Origin of the sequence: Trinickia terrae (assembly GCF_005144415.1) — a bacterium.
GTDB lineage: Bacteria > Pseudomonadota > Gammaproteobacteria > Burkholderiales > Burkholderiaceae > Trinickia_A > Trinickia_A terrae.
Map to the genome: position 1 here is coordinate 138,957 of NZ_SWJE01000017.1, position 17,944 is coordinate 156,900.

A 17,944-nucleotide genomic window follows, 5' to 3' on the forward strand; every position below is an offset into this window, starting at 1 on the left:
CTCCTGTCGTCTAACTATTTAATTGGAATTCGGCCAGGCTAGAGAACCGGTCGCGGCGCGAGCATCCGCTTCACGATGAGGGCCAGCGGAACGGTAAAGCAGAAGTGGGACATGAAGCCGCCGATAATCACGGCCGGGTTGGAATAGTCGGGGTGATTGCTGGATGCGATCATGATCGCCACGTGCATGACGATCCACGCGAAGATCGCGTAAAACAGCGCAACGAAAGTCGCCTCGTACCCGCGCCGGCGGAAATAAGGCCAAATCGCCGCAAACAGGACGCCCCACGCGATAGCGAAGAAAAAGTGAATCGCGGTGCCCAGGAAATACGCCCAAATTCCGATCGACTCCTGAAAGTCCTTGCCGAATACCAGACCCGTCGCGTTGCGCGGGATGCCGGCCAGGGGCATCAAGTGCTGCGCCCCTACCCAGATGAGCGCCTCGTAGATCCATATGATCACGGCGCCGGTCAGGCCACCCTTTACGCCCGCGCGGAGAATCTCCGTCAAAGCCGGTTTCGCCGCGGCGCCGGGAATCAACCCTTGGCCAAGTTCATTGCTGTGCGTGCCGTAGTTGCCGCCCATGTCTCTGCTCCTCATGTGGTTTTCAAAAGATTGCCGTGACTGCGATGCGCCATCTCACGCTTCGCCCACCGGACTCGCGATGTATCGCAACGCCACGCGATTCATGACGATTGCCATCGCGGCGATCACCGCAGGTACTGCGAGAATCGAAAACACCGTGGCAAAGCTGAAGCCGATCGACAGCAGGATGCCTCCGACGAACGAGCCGAGAATGCCTCCGAACCGGCCGAAACCGAGCATCCAGCTCACCCCCGTGGCCCGTGCGCGGGTCGGGTAATAGGTTGGCGCGAGCGCGTTCAAGCCCGTTTGCGCACCGCTCATGCAAAAGCCCGCGCACGCCACCAGAACCGGCAGTAGCGCCGACGTCAGAGAACCCGTGCCGAGCGCAAAAATGAACACGCCTCCAAGCAGGTACGCCACGCCGATCACCGCGTTACGGTTCATGCGGTCCATCGCGAAGCCGACTGCGACCGCGCCCACCGTCCCGCCGAGCTGAAACAGGCCAGTGATCGCCGCTGCCCGCTCGACGGGAAGTCCCGCGTCTTTGATGAGCGTCGGCAGCCAGCCGGTCAGCAAGTAGATGATCAACAGCCCCATGAAGTAGGTGACCCACAGCATCAGGGTGCCAAACGCGTAACCGTCGGCGAACAGCATGCGCACCGGCGCCTTGTCGACTGCGGCAGGCTCGGGCGCGGTAAAGCTCACCTCGTCGCCGAACTTGTGTCCGCAGACGCGCCCCAGCGTGGCCGCGATGCGCGACGCGGCGGCCTTGCGCACGAGCATGAAGCGCGCCGATTCCGGCAGCAGCCCAAGAAGCAGCGGAACGCTCAAGAGCGGCACGATGCCGCCAAACAGGAATACGGCGCGCCAGCCGACGTGGGGAATGAGCCCAGCCGCCACGAAGCCGCCCGCGCCGGAGCCGAAGTTGAAGCCCGTGAACATGATCGTGAGCAACAGTGAGCGGCTGCGCGAAGGCACATACTCGGAGAGCAGCGTGGTCGAATTCGGCATCGCCGCGCCAAGGCCGAGCCCGGTGAGAAAGCGCAGCGCGATCAGTTGCGCCGGGGTATCCGCGAACGCGCAGCAAAGACTGAAGAAGCCGAAACACCCTACCGAGCCGACCAGGATCGTCTTGCGTCCCACCCGGTCCGCCAAAGGCCCCGCGACAAGGGCGCCCACCGCGAGCCCGATCATCGCGGCGCTCATGATCGGACCGAACGCCGCGCGCGCGACATGCCAGTCCTGCATGATGGCGGGCGCGACAAAGCCCATCACCGCCGTATCCAGCCCGTCCATCGTCACGATCAGAAAACATAGGGCGAGAACGAGCCATTGATAGGCCGACACCTTGCGCGCGTCGATGAACGCCTTGATGTCGACTGATGCTTCAGGATTCATGCTTGTCTCCGTTACGCTGCTCGGATGGCCTGCGGCCGAAAGGCGCCGCTTCCATCCATGATTGTTTTGCGGTACCGGCCGCTTGCGCAGACCGGCGCCGGACACGCCTCGCGCGCCGATTCGATATCGTCCCGGTTTCGCGCTCGGCCACCGGCAACCGATATGGGAGACCAAAATACAAACGCTCCCCGCTCGCCGACAGTGCGGGTTAACGTCATGTTTTTACTTTGAAGACCCCTCCATTCAGGGCAAACCAACGTGCAGAGAGATAGGGAGAGCGCCGCAAAAGCCCGCCCAGCAAGCACGCTTTCGCATCCCGAGTATCGAGCGCCGCCGTGTGCGAACCTGCTGCGCAGCCGACACGCGATAAAAGAAACAGATAGCTGCAGAATCAACTCGCAACTGGCGCAGCGACCCGGTGTTTCGTGCACGCCACAGCGCCACGTCGAGATGAACAAGCGCTCTCACGCCTCGATTGCCGATGCTGCGCAGTACGCATCGCTCAGTTGGGGACTGAGCTTCGACGGCAAAATCGCGTTCTTGCCGTCGGACACCGTCGCACGCAACGCAGCAGGCGCGGCGTGAGGATGGCGCATGGCCGGCCCGATGTCACAATGAATTCATAAGACATTGTTTTACTGAGAAATTATCGATTTTGTGCGGTGCACAAAAAATTCCTTGACAGCCCACGGCGTTGACCTAGAATAAGAACCACTGCTGCAATGCACAACGGCTCGCCGTGTCAGCATCAGCCCATTTCCGACGTCAACTCAACGCGGTCCGCATCCGGCGGCCCCGTCCATCAGGAGCGCAAACATGACTTTGCTCACGCCCGAGCAATTCTCCGCGGCCACGAAAGCCAATCTCGAGACCCTCTTCGGCCTGACGAACAAGGCGTTCGAAGGCGTCGAAAAGCTGGCCGAGCTCAATCTGCAAGTCGTCAAGTCGACGCTCGCGGAAAGCCAGGAAAACGCGCAACGCGCGCTGTCGGCGAAGGACGCACAGGAATTCCTCGCGCTGCAGGCGAACGTCGTTCAGCCGCTGGCCGAAAAAGCCCTGGCGTATGGCCGTCATCTGTATGAAATCGCCTCGGCCACGCAAGCCGAGTTCGCGCGTGTTGCCGAAGCCCAATACGAAGAGCAGAACCGCAAGGTCCAAGCGCTCGTCGAAAACGTCTCGAAGAACGCGCCGGCCGGTTCGGAAACCGCCGTCGCCGTGATGAAGTCGGCCATCACCGCCGCCAACACCACGTACGAAACGGTTCAGAAAGCCACGAAGCAAGCGATCGAAATCGCGGAAAGCAACTTCAGCGCCGCCACCACGGCTGCGACGAAGGCCGCCGAGCAAGCTTCGCGCGCCTCCAAGAAAGCCTCTGCTTAAGCGTCCGGCGTAGCAATTCAGGCACCGCACGCGGTACCGCCAGCTAGATGCATCGCGCGGCTGTCACTCGTCGTTTCGAGTGAGCAGCCGCGCGATCCAACGCTCCGATACGTTCAGCAGCGTATCGTTTGCCCGGCAAAGGCCGGGAATTTTTTTGCCCGCGTTTCCTGCGCCACGAGGTAGGCGGCAAGCAGGCGGTGGCGTCGAGCCGATCCGTTGCGCTACGCCTTCAGTCCGCCGACGAAGGCTTCGAAGCCGAGGCCCGTTCTGGCGTCGAGCTCCGGACGTCCTTATCGGGACGACATCGTCGACCCCGCGACGAATCGCCGGCCCACGCTTCGCAAAACTCGCCGCGCGTCGCGGCCGAGCCTCGCTCGTGCGAACGCAGCCGCTCGATCAACCGCGCCGCCGTGATGGCGCCGGACCGGTCGACTCGCGCACCACCAATTCCGGCGCGCGAACCTGATAGAGCGCCTGGGCAGGCGCCGTCCCCTCCACCATCTCCAGCGTGAGCGCAACGGATCGGGCGGCGATGTGCGCCGTCGGAAACCGCACGGTGGTCAGCGCTGGGCGGAACTGGCGCGCGAGCTGGATATCGGTCAGGCCGACGATCGACAGATCGTGCGGCACCTGCCTGCCCATGTCCGCTGCCGCCTGCATCGCGCCGATCGCCATCAGGTCGTTCGTCGCGAAGAGCGCGGTCAGCGCCGGCTTCGCCAGCAACAGTGCCTTGGCCGCTTCATAACCGCTTTCGATCGAATCGTGCGAGGTCGCGACCGTCAGCGATTTCTCCGCATGGCCGCGCGCCGCGAGCGCCTCGGCGAAGCCGCGCAGGCGCACCGACTGCGGGCCGCCCGAGCCCTCGCCGACCAGCGCGCCGATCTTGCGATGCCTGAGCTCCGACAAATGCGCCGCCGCCAGCGCGCCCGCCGCCGCGAAGTCGACTGTGACGCACGGCAACGTGCGCGACGCCTGCGCGTGCTCCCACAGGCAGAGCACGACCGCGGCGCCGCCCTGCGCGATCTCCGTGAGCTCCTGCTCGGCGAGGTCCGTGTTCATCACGATGACGCCCGCCGCCAGCGTGCCCGCGATCTGGTGGAGGTAGGCACGCGCGATGGCCGGGTCGTCGTCGGTGTTGCACACGAGCAGGAAATAGCCGCGCTTGCGCGCCTCGCGCTCGGCCGCCAGCACGAACTCGGGGTAGAACGGGTTCGTCACGTTCGACAGCATCAGCGCGAGCGTCGACGCGCGCCCCTGCGCCAGCGCGCGCGCCGTGAGATTCGGGCGATAGCCGAGCTCGCGGATGGCGGCCATCACGCGCTCGACCGTCGCCGGCTTGACCTTCTGCGGATTGCGCAGCACGTTCGACACCGTTGCCGCCGTCACCTCCGCGCGCCGGGCGACTTCGGCAAGCGTCACCATGCGAGCCTCGCGGCGCAGCATCGCGGTGCGAAGGACAGCCCGCGCGAAAGACAGCCGATACGTTCGTGATTCATATGCTGGGACAGCGTTCCAGAAGTTGCACATCAAACATCGCTGAGCTAACTTCTGGCCCACAACGATTGTTCGCTTTGCATGGGATCAGAGTAAGCGCTGAAGCGCCAACTCTGATCGACAGGAGACAGCATGGTACCGTCACGACGGCCTATTGCGCCACAGAAATTTAAGCGCTTAAATTTTGACGACGCCCTCCTCGGCGCCAACAGGAGAATCCGATGACCGCCATCTCGCTGCGGCATGTTTCGAAGCAATACGGGCAGCATCCGCCCGTGCTGCGGGACGTGAACCTCGATATCGACGAGCACGAGTTCTGCGTGTTTCTCGGCCCGTCCGGCTGCGGAAAGTCGACGCTGCTGCGCATGATCGCCGGCCTCGAAGAGCTGAGCGCAGGCGAGTTGCACATCGGCGGCAAGCGCATGAACGAGACGCCGCCCGCCGAGCGCGGCGCCGCGATGGTGTTCCAGAGCTATGCGCTCTTTCCGCACATGACGGTGTTCGAGAACATCGGCTTCGGGCTGCGCATCGGCGGCGTGGCGAAGGACGAGATCCGGCGGCGCGTCACTGAAGCGGCGCGCGTCCTGCAACTGGACGCGCTCCTCGAGCGCAAGCCGAAGGAACTGTCGGGCGGGCAGCGGCAACGCGTCGCGATCGGGCGCGCGATCGTCCGCGAGCCGAAAGTGTTCCTGTTCGACGAGCCGCTGTCCAATCTCGATGCGGCGTTACGAGGGCAGACCCGCATCGAGATCGCGCGGCTGCACTCGCGTTTTCGCCAGGCAAGCTCCGTCTATGTCACGCATGATCAGGTCGAAGCGATGACGCTCGCCGACAAGATCGTCCTCCTGCATGCGGGCAGCGACGCGGCGCACGCCGGCAGCATCGCGCAGATCGGCGCCCCGCTCGATCTCTACCATCGGCCGGCCAATCGCTTCGTGGCCGGCTTCATCGGCTCGCCGCGCATGAACTTCCTGCCGGCCATGGTCGTGTCGGTGGAAGAAGACGCGATCGATGTGCGCCTGAGCGAAAGCGGCGAGCGCCTGGTGCTGCGCGGGCGCGCGACGCCGCGCGCTTTGTCGGCCGGCGACACGCTGACGGTCGGCATCCGGCCCGAGCACCTGTTGCTCGCCGCGGACCCGACCGGCACGGCGCCTGCCGCGATCGTGCGCAGCGTCCTGCTCGTCGAGCAGCTCGGCGAGACCTCGTACGTGCATCTCGACCAGCCGGGCGGCACGCCGCTGCTCGCGAAAGTGCCGGGCGACTGCCCGCTGCGAGTGGGCGACCGACAACCGTTTTACCTGCCTGAAGCGTCCTGCCATGCGTTCGATGCGACGGGTGCAGCACTGCAAGTCAGACGCGCGGCGATGGCGCTCGCGTGATGCCGGATCGCAGCCGGCTCGCCATTCGGCGCAGCGGGGTGCAAGAACGAGCCAACTACATACAGGAGACGAAGATGAAATTCGAAGCACGCAAGCTCGCGCTGGCCTGCCTCGCCTGCGCAACGCTGAGCGCCGCCACCGCGGCCGCGGCCGGAACGCTGGCGGTCGACGTGTCGGCGCGCGGCAGCCAGCGGGCCACCTGGCAGAACGTATTCGACCAGTTCAGGAAAGCCAATCCCGACATCGACCTGAAAGTCACCTACGTCGGCGAAGAAGCCTACAAGGTGCAGATCTCCGGCTGGCTAGCGACCGATCCGCCCGACGTGCTGAGCTGGCACAACGGCGAGCGCATGGCCTACTTCGCGAAACGCGGCCTGCTGGAAGACCTGAGCGCCGACTGGCAAAAGAACGGCTGGAACCAGGCCTATGCCTCGGTGAAGCAGTCCTCGACTTACGCGGGCAAGCAGTACAGCCTGCCGCTCGGCTATGACGCATACGGCTTCTTCTATCGCAAGGACCTGTTCCAGAAAGCCGGCATCGCCGGCGAGCCCGCCACGTGGCAGCAGTTCCTCGACGACTGCAAGAAGCTGAAGGCCGCCGGCATCGCGCCGATCGCCGTCGCGGCGCGCGATTCGTGGACGCTCGCCGCGTGGTTCGACTATCTCGACCTGCGCATCAACGGCTACGCATTCCATCAGCAGCTGATGGCAGGCGACGTCGCCTACACGGACCCGCGCGTGCGCAACGTCTACGCCGCGTGGAAGACGCTGATCGACGACAAGTACTTCATCGACAACGCGCTCTCCTACGACGTCGACTCCGTCGGCCCGCTGCTCGTGAACGGCCAGGCCGCGATGATGCTGATGGGCACGTTCTTCTCCGCCACCCTGCCCGCGTCGACGCACGGCAGCATGGGCTATTTCCGCTTCCCGGTCATCGACGCGTCCGTGCCGATGGCCGAGGACGGGCCTGTCAACGTGCTGGTCGTCCCGGCCAAAGCCAAGAACAAGGCCGAGGCGCGACGCCTCATCGCCTTCTTTGGACAGCCCGAAATCAACGGCGAGCTCGCGCAAGGCTGGGGCCAGCTGCCGTCGAACAACAAGGCGCCCGAGCCGCAGGACCCGATCTCGAAGGTGGGCTTCCAGACGCTTTCGGGCACCACGGGCGGCATCGCCCAGTTCTACGACCGCGACATGACCAAGGAGATGGCCGACGAAGGCATGAAGGCCATGCAGCTGTTCTACTCGGACCCGAGCCAGCTCGACGCGGTCCTCCAGCGGCTCGAACAGACTCGCAAGCGCATCTACAAGAAGTAGCCGCTCGCCCTGGGGCGGTCGCGTCGTCGCACGCTGCCCGCCCAACCCCGCTCCGTCCGAGGCTCCCGCATGTCGATCACCGTCACCGAAGGCGCGCTGCCGCGCGCGCCGCATACACCCGCCCGCGAGCGCGCGACGCTGGCCCGCCGCCGCACCCGCGCGGCGCTGCTGTTCCTGCTGCCGGGCCTGGCGCTCTTCGCCGTCTTCGTCCTCTATCCGATCGCGAGCAGCCTCGCGATCAGCTTTCACAACTGGGACGGCATGACGCCGAAGACCTTCGCCGGGCTCGACAACTACCGCGAGCTGTTCGCGTCCGATACGTTCTACGTCGCGCTGAAGAACAACCTGATCTGGCTCGTGCTGTTTCTGCTCGCGCCGCCCGCCGGACTCGCGATGGCGCTCTACCTGAACCAGAACGTGTCCGGCATCCGCCTCGTGAAATCGCTGTTCTTCGCGCCGTTCGTGCTGCCGGGCGTCGTGGTCGGGCTAGTCTTCTCGTGGTTCTACGATCCGGCCTTCGGGCTCCTGAGGCTGATCGCCGGACACGGCATTGCCGTGCTCGGCGATCCGCGCTACGTCACCTACGGCATCGTGTTCGCCGCGCTGTGGCCGCAGATACCGTTCTGCATGATCCTCTACCTCACCGGGCTCACCGGCATCAACAGCGAAATCATCGAGGCCGCGCGCATGGAGGGCGCGCGCGGCTTCACGCTGCTATGGCACGTGATCCTGCCGCAGCTGCGGCCCGCCACGTTCATGGCGGTCGTGCTGACGGTGATCGGCGCGCTGCGCAGCTTCGACCTGATCTCCGTGATGAGCGGCGGCGGCCCGTTCGACAGCTCGACCGTGCTCGCCTATTTCATGTACGACCAGGCGATCAAGTACTACCGCGAAGGCTACTCGGCCGCGATCGCAGTCGTGCTGTTCGCGATCATGCTCGTCTATATCGTCTGGCAGTTGCGCCGCCTCGTGCGCGTCGAATCCTGAGGAACCTTGCCCATGTATCCGATGCCCGTCGCCCGCTGGCGCCCTGCTTCGCGCCTCTTGTATCGCCTGTCGCTGCCGTGTGCGCTCGCCGTGTGGCTGTTGCCGCTTCTCGCCGTGCTCGTCACGTCGGTGCGCTCCTCAGACGAGCTCGCCGAAGGCAACTACTGGGGCTGGCCGAAGCACTTCGCCTTGCTCGACAACTACGGCACGGCGCTCACGCAGACGCCGATGCTCCACTACTTCCTGAACAGCTGCCTGATCACGCTGCCGGCGATGGCGGCTTCAATCTTCCTCGCGTCGATGGCCGGCCACGCGCTCGCGAACTTCCGCTTTCGCGGCAACCTCGTGCTGCTCGGCATCTTCGTCGCCGGCAATTTCGTGCCGATCCAGATCCTGATGATCCCCGTGCGCGAGCTGATGCTGGGCCTGAACCTCTACAACACCGTATGGGCGCTCGTGCTGTTCCATGCGGCGTTCCAGACCGGCTTCTGCACGCTCTTCATGCGCAACTTCATTCGCGAGCTGCCGTACGAGCTGATCGAGGCGGCCCGCATCGAGGGCGCGAGCGAATGGGCGATCTACGCACGCGTCGTGCTGCCGCTCGTGCGCCCCGCGCTCGCGGCGCTCGCCATCCTCGTCTTCACCTTCGTCTGGAACGACTACTTCTGGGCGCTGTGCCTCACGCAGGGCGACGACGCCGCGCCGGTCACCGTCGGCGTCGCCGCGCTCAAGGGCCAGTGGACGACGGCGTGGAACCTGGTGTCGGCCGGATCGGTGCTGGCCGCCCTGCCGTCCGTGGCGATGTTCTTTGCGATGCAGAAGCACTTCGTCGCCGGCCTGACGTTTGGCGCGACGAAGGGATGACGCGTATTGCCCGACCAACATTCCCATCCTTTGAAGGACCCTCTCGATGCACCTCGGCGTTTGCTACTACCCGGAACACTGGCCAAGACAAAAGTGGGAAAGCGATGCACGGCGCATGGCTGAACTCGGCATCACGCGCGTGCGCATCGCCGAGTTCGCATGGAGCCGCATGGAACCTTCGCCCGGCCGCTACGATTGGGCCTGGCTCGACGAGGCGGTCGACACGCTCGCGCGCCACGGCCTGAAGATCATCATCGGCACGCCGACTGCATCGCCGCCCAAATGGCTCGTCGACCAGCACCCTGAAATTCTGCCGGTCGCTCACGACGGCCGCGTCTGGCAATTCGGCTCGCGACGCCACTACGATGTGTCGAGCCCCATCTACCGCGAGCATTGCGCCCGCATCGTCGGCGACATGGTCCGGCGCTATGGCGCGCACCCGGCCGTCATCGCCTGGCAGACCGACAACGAGCTCGGTTGCCACAACACGCTGCCGAGCTATTCGAAGGCGGCATTGCAGCGCTTCAAGCACTGGCTCGAAGCGCGCTACGAAAGCGTCGACGCACTGAACGAAGCATGGGGCAACGTGTTCTGGAGCATGGAGTACCGGCGCTTCGACGACATCGAGCTGCCAATGCAAACGCCCACCGACGCCAATCCCGCCCATGTGCTCGATTTCCGGCGCTTTCAGTCCGACGAAGTCGCGAGCTTTCACGCGCTGCAGGCAGAGCTGATCCGCGAGCACGCGCCCGGACGCGACCTGCTGCACAACTTCATGGGCTTTTTCACGCAGTTCGATCATTACGCGTTCGCGCAGAGCGGGCTCGACGTCGCGGCGTGGGACAGCTACCCCGTGCCGCGCACCGAAGTGCTGCCGCTCGCCGAAGCCGACAAGCACCGCTGGGCGCGCACGGGCCATCCCGACGTGTCCGCGTTCAGTCACGACCTCTATCGCGGCGTCGGCAACGGACGCATGTGGGTCATGGAGCAGCAGGCCGGGCCGGTCAACTGGGCGCCGTGGAATCCGGCGCCGCTGCCGGGTATGGTCCGCCTGTGGACCTGGGAAGCATTTGCGCACGGCGCCGAGCTCGTGTCCTACTTCCGCTGGCGCCAGTACCCTCGCGCGCAGGAGCAGATGCACTCGGGCCTGAATGCGCCGGACGATGCGCTGTCGCCGGGCGGGCGCGAAGTGGCGCGGGTCGGCGAGGAACTGCGCGCGCTGGCGCTGCCATCGGACGCACCCCGGACGCGCGCGCCCGTCGCCCTGCTTTTCGACTACGAAGCCGACTGGATCACGCAGATCCAGCCTCATGGCGCCGACTTCGATTACCAGCAGCACGTGTTCGAGTGGTACGGCGCGCTGCGCCGGCTGGGTCTCGACGTCGACATCCTTTCGGCGCGGGCGGACGTCAGCGGCTATGCGCTCGTCGTGGCGCCGACGCTGCCGGTATTGCCCGCCAGCGTGGTCGAGCAGGCCGCGCGCGGAAACGGCCACTGGCTGTTCGGGCCGCGCACGGGTTCGAAGACCGAGGCGTACTCGATCCCGCCGGAGCTGCCGCCGGGCCAGCTTCAAACGATCTTGCCGGTGCGCATCGGACAAGCCGAATCGCTGCGGCCATCGCTGCGGCCCGCGGTCAGCTTCGACGGCGTCGAGGGATGGGCGACTCGCTGGCGCGATCATGCCGAGCCGGGACCCGGCGCCGAGGTGCTTGCGCGCTTCGAGGACGGTGTACCCGCACTCGTACGGCGCGGCCGCGTCAGCATGGCTGCGGCGTGCTTCGATCGCGCAATGCTGCAGGCCGTCGTCGCGCGCAGCGTGCGCGACGCGGGCCTTGCCGCGCATGCGTTGCCCGAGGGTCTGCGGCTGCGCACGCGTGGAGCGCTGCGCTTTGCGATCAACTACGGCGACGCTGCGCAACCCGTGCCAGCGCCGCCCGGCGCGACGTTCGTGCTGGGCGGGCCGACGATCGGCGCGGCCGACGTCGCCGCATGGATCGAACGTTGATCGGCGCGAGCGGACTAGCTAGCGGTTGCGGAACGCCGACAGCGAAGACAACGCGTTACCGTGAAAATCGAACAACGTGTTGTTGTCCCACTGATCGCCCGCGCCGACTTTCCAGCCGACGCCCGCCACCGGAATCCACTCCGGCTCCCACCAGAACACGCCCTTGCCGCGCCCGCCCGGGATCGCCTTCACGATGCCGGTCAGCGCGTCGAGAAACTGGGCCTGGCCGGCGGGCGTCGGCGGATACGTCACCGAGCCGGTGTTCGTCATCGTGTTCGGCTCCGAATCGCCATCGCTGGTCGTCCACGGATACGCGGTCTCGACGACGATCACGTCCTTGCCGTAACGCGTCGCCAGATCGTTCGCGTTGTTCTGCAAGTCGTCGAGCGAGCCTTGCCATTGCGGGTAATACGACAAGCCGATCACGTCGAACGGCACGCTGCGCTGCGTCGCGTTGTCGAACCACCAGCGGCTCGTCGCATTGTTGCCGCCGCTGTCGATATGCAACATGACCTGCGTGCGCGGATCGACGGATTTCACGGCATCGCGGCCGGCCGTCAGCAGCTGCGCAAGGTTGTCCCATTGATCGTAGCGGCCGAGCGGCCAGAGCATGCCGCCCGTGATCTCGTTGCCGATTTGCACCCATTCGGGCGTCACGCCGTCTTTGCGCAGCGTGTGCAGCACGTCCGAGGTGTATTCCGACAGCAGCGCGCAGGTCTCGCTGATATCCTTGCCCGCCCACGCGTGAGGCGGATACTGCTTGCCGGGATCGGCCCACCAGTCGCTGTAGTGAAAGTCGATCAGCACGCGCAGGCCGAGCGCCGCGGCGCGACGCGCGAGCACACGGACATGCTCGGCGTTGTTGTATCCGGCGGCGGGGCTCTGGTTGGCGGGGAAGTAGTCCGGATTGCCGGGGTCGTTCCACACCTTGATGCGGATCGAATCGACACCGTGCCGGCGCAAGAGATGGAGACAGTCTTGCGCCACGCCGTGGTCGTAATAACGGGCCCCGTGGTCCTCCAGCTCGAGGAGCGTGGATACGTCGGCGCCCATTGCAAACGGGCGCGAGCCCGCGGATGGCGACACCTCGCCGGCCGCTGCGGGACGGCCCACGATCGCGTTGATGCAGGCAAGCGCCGCCGTGGAGCCTGCCCATGAAAGCATCGAACGTCTCTTCATTCGTCTTCCCTCCTGGGTGTTCTCGTCTGATTTGGATTTTTCTCACTGAAAATTTAAGCGCTTAAATTTTCAGTGATTCGAGACTATCAGAGCGGATATGCGGATGCAAAAGACTCGGACGGTGCTCAGTATCTGGCGAATGGGAAGGATTCGACGTGCTGCGTTTTCGCCCCCGCTCACACCAAGAACGGCTTGCCCTGCTCCTATAAAGAGTGGTCGTCGTCGACGCACGAGGGATCAATGAACGAAGCTCGGACCTTAATAGGTTGCTGATAAGCGCGCTTGGCGAAGGGGGGCCCTAGTATCCGGCTTAGGCGGATGGTTGGGGAAGGTCTGGGCGGACCGTATGCTGAAGCAGTACAGCGCGCAGATTGACCTTGAACTGGCCAAGGCCAATTCCGCCCTCCGCGTCGCAGAACAGCACTCGCAGATCGTCTACTCGACGTTGCATGTGAAGCGCGCGGAACTCATATCCGACGTCTATAAGAGGCTGACGCTGATCGTGCGTCTGCTCGGTGCCTTGCAGAGGTCAGCGGCGAGCGGCGCAAAAAGAAAAAGGGTTAGCGGCTATTAACCGGCTAACCCTTGCTACTACTGGTCGGGGCGAGAGGATTTGAACCTCCGACCACCTGCACCCCATGCAGGTACGCTACCAGGCTGCGCTACGCCCCGAAAGCATGAAAGTATAACAGACACTTCCGCCGATTAGAACCATTGCCTCGGTACAAACCTAACGACGCAACAAATCAATCACGCCCAGCAAATCGTTGCGCAACTGCTCGACGTTGACGACTCCAGCCGCAGCCGGCGCGGATGCCGGACTCGCCGCCACAACCGGCGCTTCAATTGCCGCCGACGCTTCGTCAAGCTCATCGATCACCGCCCCATGCGAATCGAGACGATTGCGCGCACCGTTGATCGTGAACCCCTGCTCATACAGCAGCTCACGAATCCGCCGAATCAACAGCACCTCGTGATGCTGATAATAGCGGCGATTCCCCCGCCGCTTCACCGGACGCAACTGCGTGAACTCTTGCTCCCAGTACCTCAGTACATGCGGCTTGACGCCACACAGTTCACTGACTTCACCGATCGTGAAGTAGCGCTTCGCCGGAATCGGAGGCAAGACGACTTTTTCGACCGTCGTAGTCATCGTCAGTTAACCGTCGTGGTGAATTGCGCGGGAAACGCGCCACAACTATCAGCGCGCGAAGTCTGCTTCGGCGCCGTTTTCGACGAGCGCCTTCAACTTTTGACTTGCATGAAACGTCACGACACGGCGAGCCGCAATCGGAATCGCCTCACCGGTCTTCGGATTGCGGCCGGGACGCTGCGGCTTGTCGCGCAACTGGAAGTTGCCGAAGCCGGACAGCTTCACGCTGTCGCCGCTTTCCAGTGCGTCGCGAATCACCTCGAAGAAGGCCTCGACCATGTCCTTCGCCTCGCGCTTGTTGAGTCCGACATTGTCGAACAGCAACTCGGCCAGCTCGGCTTTCGTGAGCGTCGGCGTTTCCGCTGAGGCGCCAGCGGGTGATGTCGGGATATCGCGAATCATGGCGCTACGCTGCGCCGTAAGAAGGGCTTCGAAATCACTCGAGTTCATTTCGTTCATATCAATTGATGGCGCGTCAAACGAATACCAGACAATGCCGGAGCAACCGTAATCAGTTGCGGTCCGCGCTTATCCGCGCAATCGCGCGCCATAGACTCGAGCCAAGCGATCCACCAGGGTTTTGACGGCCAGATCAACCGTTTCGTCCTGCAGGGTCCCGCCAGTATCTTGCAAGGTTACCCGGAACGCAAGGCTTTTCTCATGGGCTCCAAGCCCACCAGAAGTATTTGATTTTGCACGAAATTCATCGAAAAGCGCAACCCTCTGGACGGACTTGCACGCCTCGTCCGAAAGCGCTTTTTGCATCTCGTCGAGCATCGCCTGGGCCTCGATTTTCTGGTCCACCACAACCGCGATATCGCGCCGCACAGGCGGGAACTTCGACACTTCGGCAGGCACCGGCAGGGAGCGCTCGATCAATGCATCGGCATCGATTTCGAACAGGATCGGCGCATTCGGCAAATCGTATTTCTGCATCCAGCGCGGATGTAGTTCGCCGATCCAGCCGACCGTGCGGCCATCGAGCTCGATGCGCGCACTGCGTCCCGGATGCAGCGCCGGGTGCTCGGCCTTCACGAAACGCGCGGCGCGCGGCGCGAACAGCGCTTCGACATCGCCCTTCACGTCGAAGAAATCGACCGGGCGCGACGGCGCGCCCCACTGCTCTTCAACCACGGAACCATACGCGAGCGCACCGATGCGTTTCGGCTGCGCATAGCCTTCGACCGCCAACTCGCCCGCCTTCAGCGAAGGATCGTGCAGGAACACGCGCCCCGCTTCGAACACGCGAATGCGCTCAGCGCGCCGGTTCAGGTTGTGGCGCAGCACGTTGATGAGGCTGCCGGACAGCGTCGTGCGCATCACCGAGAGCTGACTTGCGATCGGGTTCAAGAGGCGCACGGGGTTGTCGTTGCCCGCGAAGTCCTGCTCCCATTCGGCATCGACGAAGCTGAAGTTCACCGTTTCCGCATAGTCGCGCGCGGCGAGCTGATGACGGATCGCGTGGATCGAACGCCGAGTTTCGTTGGTCGCCCGCATCTCGCTCGCCGCAACCGGCGGGCGCGCAGGAATCTTCTCGAAGCCGTAGATGCGTGCGACTTCTTCGATCAAGTCCTCTTCGATCTCGATGTCGAAGCGGTACGGCGGCGGCGTCACAGAGAAGGTGTCGCCATCGCGCTCGAATGCGAGCCCCAGACGCGTGAATATCTGCGCGATCTCGTCAGCGCCGATCTGGACGCCGATGATGCGGTTCGCACGCGCGACGCGCATCTTCACCGGCGCGCGCTGCGGCACGTTGACGGTCTGGTCGTCGACCGGGCCGGCCTTGCCGCCGCAGATGTCGAGGATCAACTGCGTGATGCGCTCGATGTGCTCGACGGTCGTCGAGTAATCGACGCCACGTTCGAAACGATGTGCGGCATCGGTCGAGAAGTTGTACTTGCGAGCGCGGCCGCGGATGCTGTCAGGCCACCAGAACGCCGCTTCCAGATAGATGTTTGTCGTGTCGAGCGAGACTGCGGTGCTGTCGCCGCCCATGATGCCTGCAAGGCTCTCGACGTGGCGATCGTCCGCGATCACACCGACCGTCTCGTCGAGCTCGATCGTGTTGCCGTTCAGAAGCTTCAGCGACTCGCCTCGACGGCCCCAGCGCACTTCGATCGCGCCGTGGATCTTGTCGAGATCGAACACGTGCGACGGACGGCCGAGTTCGAGCATCACATAGTTAGAAATATCGACGAGCGCCGAGATGCTACGCTGGCCCGAGCGCTCAAGGCGTTCGACCATCCATTGCGGCGTTTTCGCACGCGCGTTGACGCCACGAATCACGCGGCCGGAGAATCGGCCGCACAGATCGGGCGCAGCGATCTTCACAGGCAGGACTTCGTCGAGCGCGGCCTCGGCCGGCTTGAACTCGGGCGCCTTCAGCTGCGCGCCGGTGATCGCCGACGTCTCGCGCGCCACGCCAAACACCGACAGGCAATCGGCCTTGTTCGGCGTCAGCTTGATTTCGAAGATAGTGTCGTCGAGATTCAGCGTCTCGCGGATATCCTGGCCGATCGGCGTATCTTCCGGCAGGATCAGGAGGCCGCTATGATCTTCGGACAGCTTCAGTTCCCGCGCCGAGCACAGCATTCCCTGGCTCTCCACGCCGCGCAGCTTCGACAGCTTGATCGCGAACGGCGCGCCGCCCTCTTCGGCCGGCGGCAGCTGAGCGCCGACGAGCGCGACTGGCACCTTGATCCCAGGCGACACATTGGGCGCGCCGCATACGATGTTCAGCGGAGCGCCGGTGCCCGCGTCGACCTGACAGACGTTGAGCTTGTCCGCATCCGGGTGCTTGACCACTTCCAGCACGCGGCCCACGACGATCTTCGACGTCGGCGGCGCCGCCGGCCGCAAGCCTTCGACTTCGAGGCCCGCCATCGTCAGCGCATGCGACAGCTCGTCCGTCGTCATCTGCGGGTCGACAAAGGTTCTCAGCCAGGATTCAGGGAATTGCATGGATGTCTACGTTCGAAATGGGTTATGTCCACGTCCGGCTCGATGCTGCGCAATCCGCCGGAACACAGTGCTCGGCGCGCATCGCGGCTCATGCACACGCTGCGCCCGACTCGCGCGTTATGCAAATTGCCGCAGGAAGCGCAGGTCGTTTTCGAAGAAGAGCCGCAGGTCTTGCACGCCGTAGCGCAGCATCGTCAGCCGCTCGAGGCCGCTGCCGAACGCAAAGCCGATGTAGCGCTCGGGATCGAGGCCCATGTTGCGGATTACGTTCGGATGCACCTGCCCGGAGCCCGAGATTTCTAGCCACTTGCCGGCGTTCTTGCCCTCTTCGAACATCATGTCGATTTCGGCCGAGGGCTCGGTGAACGGGAAGTACGACGGACGGAAGCGCACGAGGATGTCGTCGCGCTCGAAGAATTTCCTGAGGAAGTCGGTATAGACGCCCTTCAGGTCCGCGAAGCTGATGTTCTCTTCGATCCACAGCCCTTCGACCTGGTTGAACATCGGCGAGTGCGTCGCGTCGCTGTCCACGCGGTAGGTGCGTCCCGGCACGATCACCTTGATGGGCGGCTGGTTCATGCGCGCATAGCGCACCTGCATCGGGCTCGTATGCGTGCGCAACAGCAATTGACGGCCGTCCGCATCCTTGCCGTCGATGTAGAACGTGTCCTGCATCGAGCGAGCCGGGTGGTTCTCCGGACTGTTCAATGCGGTGAAGTTGTACCAGTCGGTTTCGATCTCGGGACCATCGGCGACATCGAAGCCGATCGAACCGAAAATCTGCTCAACGCGCTCCCAAGTCCGCATCACCGGATGCAGGCTGCCTGCGCCCGCACCACGCCCGGGCAGCGTGACGTCGATCGCTTCTGCCGCGAGGCGCTGATTCAAGAGCGCATCCGCCAGCGACTGCCGGCGCGCGGTCAGCGCCGCCTCGACCTGCTGCTTCGCGACGTTGATGCGCGCGCCTTCGGTCTTGCGCGTCTCAGGATCGAGCTTGCCAAGGCCCTTCAACAGCTCGGTCAATGCGCCCGACTTGCCGAGAAACCGCGCCTTCTCGTTTTCGAGCGTGGTGACATCGGCGGCCTGTTCGAAGGCTTTTTGCGCGTCGGCGACAATCTGGTCCAAATCCATTGATCCCATCATTTCAACATCATTGAAGAGTGACACGTACGCTCGAGCCACGGACCCGAACGGCGAACACATGCGAATTCGTTTTTACCAACAAAAAAGGGGCTCGGTGAGGA

General features: G+C 64.1%; 16 protein-coding genes and 1 tRNA gene. 7 read left to right on the forward strand and 10 right to left on the reverse strand.

Going from position 1 to position 17,944, the window contains the following annotated elements; all coding sequences use genetic code 11:
• Window positions 1-38: 38 nt before the first annotated feature.
• From FAZ69_RS27530 to FAZ69_RS34275, 3 genes are all read right to left on the reverse strand, one after another.
• Window positions 39-584, reverse strand: a complete 546-nt coding sequence (locus FAZ69_RS27530) for a hypothetical protein (RefSeq protein WP_169708777.1) — start codon at window positions 582-584, stop codon at window positions 39-41.
• Window positions 585-638: 54 nt separating this feature from the next.
• Window positions 639-1,982, reverse strand: coding sequence for an MFS transporter (locus FAZ69_RS27535; protein WP_136898259.1), 1,344 nt, complete (start codon window positions 1,980-1,982; stop codon window positions 639-641).
• Between the two features lie 464 nt (window positions 1,983-2,446).
• Window positions 2,447-2,578 carry a hypothetical protein gene (locus FAZ69_RS34275; protein WP_255451583.1) on the reverse strand — a complete coding sequence of 44 codons (132 nt, stop codon included), beginning with the start codon at window positions 2,576-2,578 and terminating at the stop codon, window positions 2,447-2,449.
• Window positions 2,579-2,798: 220 nt separating this feature from the next.
• On the opposite strand from FAZ69_RS34275, the gene FAZ69_RS27540 reads away from it, so the two are divergent.
• Window positions 2,799-3,362 (forward strand): phasin family protein, encoded by a 564-nt coding sequence (locus FAZ69_RS27540; RefSeq protein ID WP_136898260.1) that lies wholly within the window; start codon window positions 2,799-2,801, stop codon window positions 3,360-3,362.
• Window positions 3,363-3,758: 396 nt separating this feature from the next.
• On the opposite strand, the gene FAZ69_RS27545 is transcribed toward FAZ69_RS27540, so the two are convergent.
• Window positions 3,759-4,784, reverse strand: coding sequence for a LacI family DNA-binding transcriptional regulator (locus FAZ69_RS27545; protein WP_136898261.1), 1,026 nt, complete (start codon window positions 4,782-4,784; stop codon window positions 3,759-3,761).
• Between the two features lie 293 nt (window positions 4,785-5,077).
• On the opposite strand from FAZ69_RS27545, the gene FAZ69_RS27550 reads away from it, so the two are divergent.
• From FAZ69_RS27550 to FAZ69_RS27570, 5 genes are all read left to right on the forward strand, one after another.
• Window positions 5,078-6,235: an ABC transporter ATP-binding protein gene (locus FAZ69_RS27550; RefSeq protein WP_136898262.1), complete on the forward strand. Its 1,158-nt coding sequence runs from the start codon at window positions 5,078-5,080 to the stop codon at window positions 6,233-6,235.
• Between the two features lie 74 nt (window positions 6,236-6,309).
• The gene (locus FAZ69_RS27555; protein ID WP_136898263.1) at window positions 6,310-7,551 is read left to right on the forward strand and encodes an ABC transporter substrate-binding protein; all 1,242 of its coding nucleotides are present in this window, start codon (window positions 6,310-6,312) and stop codon (window positions 7,549-7,551) included.
• A 69-nt stretch (window positions 7,552-7,620) separates the two neighbouring features.
• Entirely contained in the window at window positions 7,621-8,538 is a 918-nt protein-coding gene (locus FAZ69_RS27560) for a carbohydrate ABC transporter permease (protein ID WP_136898264.1), read from the forward strand.
• Window positions 8,539-8,550: 12 nt separating this feature from the next.
• Window positions 8,551-9,402 (forward strand): carbohydrate ABC transporter permease, encoded by an 852-nt coding sequence (locus tag FAZ69_RS27565; RefSeq protein WP_136898265.1) that lies wholly within the window; start codon window positions 8,551-8,553, stop codon window positions 9,400-9,402.
• Between the two features lie 46 nt (window positions 9,403-9,448).
• The gene (locus tag FAZ69_RS27570; protein ID WP_136898266.1) at window positions 9,449-11,407 is read left to right on the forward strand and encodes a beta-galactosidase; all 1,959 of its coding nucleotides are present in this window, start codon (window positions 9,449-9,451) and stop codon (window positions 11,405-11,407) included.
• A gap of 18 nt (window positions 11,408-11,425) precedes the next feature.
• Here the strand turns inward: FAZ69_RS27570 and FAZ69_RS27575 are convergent, their stop codons facing one another.
• A complete protein-coding gene (locus FAZ69_RS27575) occupies window positions 11,426-12,586 on the reverse strand; it encodes a glycoside hydrolase family 53 protein (RefSeq protein ID WP_136898267.1) in 1,161 nt (386 codons plus the stop codon).
• Window positions 12,587-12,932: 346 nt separating this feature from the next.
• Between FAZ69_RS27575 and FAZ69_RS27580 the strand changes: the two genes are divergently transcribed.
• Complete coding sequence (locus FAZ69_RS27580; RefSeq protein WP_136898268.1) at window positions 12,933-13,160, forward strand: hypothetical protein; 228 nt, start codon at window positions 12,933-12,935, stop codon at window positions 13,158-13,160.
• Window positions 13,161-13,181: 21 nt separating this feature from the next.
• On the opposite strand, the gene FAZ69_RS27585 is transcribed toward FAZ69_RS27580, so the two are convergent.
• The 5 genes from FAZ69_RS27585 to pheS form a co-directional block, all read right to left on the reverse strand.
• Window positions 13,182-13,258 (reverse strand) — tRNA-Pro (locus FAZ69_RS27585).
• Window positions 13,259-13,316: 58 nt separating this feature from the next.
• Window positions 13,317-13,739: a MerR family transcriptional regulator gene (locus FAZ69_RS27590; RefSeq protein ID WP_136898269.1), complete on the reverse strand. Its 423-nt coding sequence runs from the start codon at window positions 13,737-13,739 to the stop codon at window positions 13,317-13,319.
• Between the two features lie 48 nt (window positions 13,740-13,787).
• Window positions 13,788-14,198, reverse strand: coding sequence for an integration host factor subunit alpha (locus FAZ69_RS27595; protein WP_136898270.1), 411 nt, complete (start codon window positions 14,196-14,198; stop codon window positions 13,788-13,790).
• Between the two features lie 69 nt (window positions 14,199-14,267).
• Window positions 14,268-16,700 (reverse strand): phenylalanine--tRNA ligase subunit beta, encoded by a 2,433-nt coding sequence (gene pheT, locus FAZ69_RS27600; protein WP_136898271.1) that lies wholly within the window; start codon window positions 16,698-16,700, stop codon window positions 14,268-14,270.
• A gap of 117 nt (window positions 16,701-16,817) precedes the next feature.
• Entirely contained in the window at window positions 16,818-17,831 is a 1,014-nt protein-coding gene (gene pheS / locus FAZ69_RS27605; RefSeq protein ID WP_169708778.1) for a phenylalanine--tRNA ligase subunit alpha, read from the reverse strand.
• Window positions 17,832-17,944 lie beyond the last annotated feature (113 nt).